This is a genomic window from Aquicoccus sp., from assembly GCF_041686535.1.
In the GTDB taxonomy this organism is placed as follows: domain Bacteria; phylum Pseudomonadota; class Alphaproteobacteria; order Rhodobacterales; family Rhodobacteraceae; genus Aquicoccus.
This window is the reverse complement of record NZ_JAWLDS010000133.1, coordinates 1-5,930: the sequence shown is the minus strand read 5'-3', so window position 1 is coordinate 5,930 and position 5,930 is coordinate 1. Positions and strand designations below refer to the sequence as shown.

Below are 5,930 nucleotides of genomic sequence, written 5' to 3'. Positions count from 1 at the left end.
GATCGACGTCGATGGCGGCGGTGACGATTTCATCCCCCTCGTCTATATCCGCAACGGCCGGGGACTGGACGCCCAGGAACTCTGGACCGGAGACGATCTTCTGATCACTTTTTGACAATACCGGGGTGGCGTCCGTTCACGGGCGCCGCCTCGGCCAGCGCGCAGTCGAGTGTGTCACGCTCTTGCGCCATGCGCCGGTCGTCCCAGGCCTGCACCTTTGCCGCGGCACGCAGGACACGATCCTTGAGAACCGAGGCCCGGACATCCAGCGAACCAAGCTCTGCAAGACCTGTTCGCCGGATGATGGCGTCGGCGAGCGTCACGGCCATCTCATTTTCGAAAGCATCCCGCATCCGCGCGTCCAGCGTCCGGTCCGAGTCCGTGTCGACCAACGCCGGAGCGACCTCAGGCAAGGACGTTCTGCAGGAGACCTCGGGATCAGCCGGCGGCGCATCGAGTTGGCGGCCAGTACGTGTTATCACGCGTTCCGCGATGAGGCGCGCGGTCGTGTATTTCACGCCGACGACGCTGATGAGCCCGCCGACGCCGTCCGCCTCGGCATGATCGATGAGCGTTCCGCGTGTCATGCGCCGAACCCCGTTCGGGCCGTCATCGACATCGGCCGGAATCAGACCCTGATGAACCCACACGATATCCCGCTCCGCGAGGCCGAGGGCCGGGGCCGCCTCGGTGATCTCTTCAAGGAAATGCCGGATATCCACCGGATCGCGCGCGGTTCCGTCCGATACAGACGACTCGTGGGTGCCGATGATCGTTCGGCCCTGCCAGGGTGTCAGAAAGAACATGCGGCCGCCCCGGTCCACGATGGCGTCCGAGCGGCCGCGACTGACGATGCCCTTCGCGGCCGCTTCCGCGGGCCGGTCGATCACAAGGTTCGTTGCGCGCGCGAAGCCGGGGAAACGACGCGCAGCACCCGGGATCGCACCGTCGGCGAGCCGTGCGGTCGCCGCGCCGGAGCAACAGACGGTCACGCCTGCGCGGACCGTGCCTTCGTCTCCGGTGAACACCCCCCGCACCCGGGCGCCCGTGACGGCATCGCCCTCACGAATCAGCGCCACGGCCTCGACATGGTTGGACAGCATCGCCCCGGCTTCGAAAGCGCTGCGCAACACACTTATGTGCAGCCGGTTGACATCCTTTATCTGCCCGTCGCGCCAGACCCCCCCGCCTGTCAACCCGGCCGGGGCGAGATCGCCGAGCCTGGCGCGTGCGGTGCGTGCCGACACCACGCCGGTGCCGCCATATCCCGGACCGCGCAGCCCCGCCGAAGCCACCGTGTAGAGCGCCGCGGCCGCGGCAAAGGCACCTGGTCCCCGGACACCGTGGCCGAACAACGGAATGATGGACTCCATCGGGTGGACCAGTTGCGGCGCGGCGGCCTGCCAGAAGGCGCGTTCCCGCGCCGAGGCCCGAAGCCGCCCCAGATCGAAATGCTGCACATACCGGACCCCGCCATGCATGACCTTGAGAGAATTGTGCGATGTCGCGCCGCCGAAATCCGCCCGTTCGACAAGCGCGACGCGCAGGCCACGCAAGGCGGCCTCTCGCGCGGTCATCATCCCGTAGATGCCACCACCGACGACGAGGATGTCGAAAGGCTCCGCGGCGAGGTCAGCGACGGTTGCGCGTTTCACGCCACATCCCCTGCATGCTTCGCCCGCCGCAAGGCCAATTGCGCGCTCAGCGCGGCGATCCCCGTCATCCTGGTCCCGAAGACAGGCGGTTGATGGCGCAGCCCGTGAAGCCGGGTCACGAGATCCGCAGCGGGGCGATCGCAGTCCAGCGCGCCCTCGAGCAGGAATCCGAAGCTTCCCACGGTGACCTCACTGCCCGGTATCGGCAGGGGATCGGTCCCCGGCAACACGATATATCCGCGCCCCTCACGAAAAAGTTTCGGCGCGGGCCAGGGCCTCGGGCGTCCCTTGTTGTCACCCAGCATCAGCCCCCGGTCCCCGCGATGGATCCGGTCGGCGACAAGGCGTCCGCGCTGGCCGAGCCATTTGCCCAACCCCCAAGGCAGTACCGCGGGAACCCCGGCCTCCTGCACCGCTGCAAGCGTGTCGCCCAGTGACTGGCCATCGGAAAACCTGTCACACGTGGCGAGGGCGAGCACTTCAAGCCGTTCCAAGGTAACGATCTGCCGCCCCGAGATGATCTGCAAACGGCTGGTCCCGCGGCGCGCCACGATCACGGCGGGATCTGCGGGCAACCGGTCGATCGTCCAGCCGCGGACCTCACGGTGACCGGCACGCATTTCGGCAAAAGCGTTGGCCCGGGCGGTTTCGGTCAGAAGGAGGCAGGGATCGGCCCCTTCCCCTGCCAGTCTGGCGATATTGCACGCCGCGGCATCCAGCAGAACTCCCACATCGGCGCGCGGGTGAATGTGAACATGCCCGTCGATGGCCGTGACCCTTTTCATTTCGTCCTGCCCTGTCTCATGCTCACTGCCTTCATAATCATGTTGGCACCGAAAAGATCAATTGCATTCGATTCGGTAACGGCCGATACTAATATCGGTCGGATGGGACACCAGAAACAGGAGCCCTGTCATGGCGCATGTGACAGTCGGCCACACGATCGGCCCGACGCTGCGCATATCGCCGCAAGTGCGGGACTTCATGGTCTTCACGATCTGGTCGACCGTGACATTCGTCCAGTTCCGCGGCGATGAATTGCTGCTCTATCCGCTGGCGCTTTATTACGCCTATAGCATCTGGCGCGATCAGACCAAGATCGTCCCGCTTCTGGCACGGGCATGGGTCGTGCTGCTCTTTCCGACCTGGTGCCTGATCTCGCTGCTCTGGGCCGTGGAACCCGTCGATGCGTTCAAGCAGGCGCTCTATCTGTTCCTGACGCTGATGATCTGCTTTCAGGTCGCCGCCACACTCAGCGCGCGGCAGATCATGCATGCCATCTGCATCGCGGCGAGCGTCATTGCATTCGTCCATCTGTTCGCCGTCGCGTCCGGGTTCGGCCGTGGCGACCTTGGGATCTTCCCCTCGAAGAACACGATGGGCAAGACCATGGTGATCCTTTGGGTCGTCACCTTTGCGGTATTCCTCGATCCCGGCACGAGGTGGCTTTTCCGACTGTCCTCCCTCGGAATGGCGAGTATCGCCGCCTGGCTGGCCGGTGCCAGCAACTCCGCCACCGCCGTGCTTCTGGTGCTGGCCTCTGCCCTGCTGTTGATCGCAGGGGCCGTGATCCTTCGCGGGGGGCTGCTGCGCGCCAGCCGGCTTGCGATACTGTTTCTTTCGCTCGGCATCGTGCTGATCGTTGCATCGGCAATCCTGCCCTACCAGCAGGTCGAACTTGTCGATGCGATCTTGTCACATTTCAACAAGGACAGCACGCTGACAGGACGAACCGTTCTGTGGCACTATGCAGAGAACCAGATCCGTGAGCATCCACTGCTGGGTGTCGGTGCAGGCGGCTTCTGGCGCTACCACGAGTCGCCGCTTGTCCAGAGGATACATTTCGAGTTTTACAAAGATCCCTGGGATACCTTCAATTTTCACAACAGCTACTACGAGATCGCCGTTCACCAAGGGCTGATCGGCCTCGGCCTCATGATTCTTGCGCTGTCGTGGGGCATCTTCATGATCGGTCGCTGGGCGATTACGGAAGGGTCGATGCCGGCGATCTACATCTTTTCACACATGATGATCGTGCTTGCCCGAACAATGACGGAATCCGATTTTCTGAAGCCGTTCGTCCTGTTCCACGTGATTTTCTGGATCGGAGCAATCATGGCGATCCGCCGTCGGATCACGCCGGAGTAACCCGGCATCACCATCCCGAACGTACCGGCCCCCAGGGATCACGACGACGCGCTCTTGGTTCCCGAACCCTTCCGATCCTCGTAATGGCATGGAAGGATCGTGTTGCACAAAAAGGTCGCCAAACCAATCATGAATGGGGCTGCAAGGAAGAACGCGCAGATCGCCACCCACCAAGCCACTCCTGAAAAGATGAGCAACGCAGTCATGATAACCGCGAAAATGGGGGCGCCGACGATCAGTTGTTTCATAGCATGTACCGATCAAAGTGATATTCCGGATGTGCCACATGGCCTTGACGCCCAGTGTCAAGGCCATGTGTTAAGGAAAGGCTACGACGGGCCGAGCGTTCGGCCGATCTTTTTCCGAAGCTTTCGATCTTGCCAGGATGGCTATAGTCCGACGAGAGCATACTGGCGTCCATCATCCTTGATTTGGCCATTGCGCAGCACATCGTGCCGGTCGATTTCGATGCGAGGGACGTGTTTTCAATCTTCGATCCGAAGTGCACCCGGCAGCCCTTGTCTTCCCGACAGCCACGGCGAACATCTTGCAACAGCGACCATCCCATCGACACACGCTCCAAATTCGGACAAGATATGACTTCCGTATCGATTGTGGATCGCTGAGCGATACCTGCATCTTGATCTCAGTGATCCAAAATCGACCTTCATGGAAACAATACTGGCACCGCAACTCAATTGTGTCGTTGACGCTATCCTAGGTTGCGAATGGATTCAATGCACAAAAAGCACTGTCCAAGGTCAATGTTTGGGAAGTAGCGATAAATTGCTCAGTAACCGTTACGGTCTCGGCAAATTACTGCCGCTGTGCGGAGGATAATCGACAGATCTCTCCGGAAATTCCATGTTTTTATATAAATTTCATCAAGCTCGACGCGTTCAGCATAATCAATATCGTTGCGGCCTGAAATCTGCCACAGACCTGTAATGCCTGGACGTGCTCTCATGTAGGCATGGTCGGTCCCGTAATGTTCATGGATCTCGTCTTCGGTCACGGGACGCGGCCCGACCACACTCATCTCGCCCACAAGCACATTGAAGAACTGAGGCAGTTCGTCCATGCTCGACTTGCGCAGCCACGCACCCACATACGGAACGATCCGGGGATCGTTCTTCAGCTTTCGGGTCTGGGCGAACTCGGCAGCCGCTTTTTCGTCCGATGAAAGAAGGGTTTGAAGGCGCTCTTCGGCATCCACGACCATTGTTCGGAATTTCAGGCACCGAAACCGGGTTCCGCCGAGACCAACCCTTTCATGGGCAAAGAATATCGGGCCCCGGGAATATACCTTCAATGCAATCATGATGACGGTGATCGGAACGAGAAACGTCAGGATCGCGAAAATCGCAAACAACATGTCGAATACGCGTTTGAGGCCGCCACCAACGGCCGATGCGGGGCCTCTTTCAAAGGCATGCTCCTGACGGTGCTCATTCATAGCATCCGCAAGGATGCACGAGGAATGAACACAAACTTGCATGATGTCCTTTGGATTATCGCTGTTCAAGGTCTTGTCCAAACCATACACTCTCGAAACCGCTAAACCGTTCTCGTTCATCCGCGTTCACCTCGAAATATTCTCATAATCCATCAATTATATCTTGCAGAAAATTGTTGGATTGCAGCCAGCCCAAGAAACCTTAATATATCATGATTATGTCATACTTATCTTTCAGATCAACTCTTGCGGCACAAAGAAGTCACGAATGTTTGAGGGTTTGGGTAAACCGCACTCACGAGATCTTCTTCTGGATGTACGTATAAAAGTTGCTTCTCTTTTTAGTTGTCGCGCGACCCGAAACATGGACCGAATCATCTCAAGATACGAGATTGGGTTTGCCCTGAACGCGGCACAATCTTTGAAGCCCGATTCGTGCGCTCGAAGAGCTGGAAAGCGCTTCGTGCATCTGCCTTTTAAAACCTGAGGTCGCGATTGTAACCCGAGAGACGCAGAGCGGATGATCCTGGTCAGAATGTCAGGAGAAAACGAGCACGCCCTGCCCCTTGCGTACGGTGTTTGTCAAGGTAGTTGCCGCCTGGTTTCGGATCATGCTGCGTAGTTTTCCGGGCCGGCCATGGGGACGCCGCCGCCAGCTTCTTTGGGGAGCG

5 protein-coding genes are annotated in these 5,930 nt (G+C 59.6%); 1 reads left to right on the top strand and 4 read right to left on the bottom strand.

What is annotated here, in order from left to right; genetic code table 11:
• Positions 1–104: 104 nt before the first annotated feature.
• Both ACESL9_RS16550 and ACESL9_RS16545 read right to left on the bottom strand, forming a co-directional pair.
• Positions 105–1,655, bottom strand: a complete 1,551-nt coding sequence (locus tag ACESL9_RS16550) for an FAD-dependent oxidoreductase (RefSeq protein ID WP_372675230.1) — start codon at positions 1,653–1,655, stop codon at positions 105–107.
• Positions 1,652–2,440: a hypothetical protein gene (locus tag ACESL9_RS16545; RefSeq protein WP_372675229.1), complete on the bottom strand. Its 789-nt coding sequence runs from the start codon at positions 2,438–2,440 to the stop codon at positions 1,652–1,654. Before ACESL9_RS16545 ends, ACESL9_RS16550 begins: the two co-directional genes overlap by 4 nt.
• Positions 2,441–2,570: 130 nt before the next feature.
• On the opposite strand from ACESL9_RS16545, the gene ACESL9_RS16540 reads away from it, so the two are divergent.
• Positions 2,571–3,803: an O-antigen ligase family protein gene (locus tag ACESL9_RS16540; RefSeq protein WP_372675228.1), complete on the top strand. Its 1,233-nt coding sequence runs from the start codon at positions 2,571–2,573 to the stop codon at positions 3,801–3,803.
• 38 nt (positions 3,804–3,841) lie between these two features.
• On the opposite strand, the gene ACESL9_RS16535 is transcribed toward ACESL9_RS16540, so the two are convergent.
• Both ACESL9_RS16535 and ACESL9_RS16530 read right to left on the bottom strand, forming a co-directional pair.
• Positions 3,842–4,051, bottom strand: a complete 210-nt coding sequence (locus ACESL9_RS16535) for a hypothetical protein (protein WP_372675227.1) — start codon at positions 4,049–4,051, stop codon at positions 3,842–3,844.
• A gap of 542 nt (positions 4,052–4,593) precedes the next feature.
• On the bottom strand, positions 4,594–5,379 hold the full coding sequence (locus ACESL9_RS16530; protein WP_372675226.1) for a sugar transferase: 786 nt from the start codon (positions 5,377–5,379) through the stop codon (positions 4,594–4,596).
• Positions 5,380–5,930 lie beyond the last annotated feature (551 nt).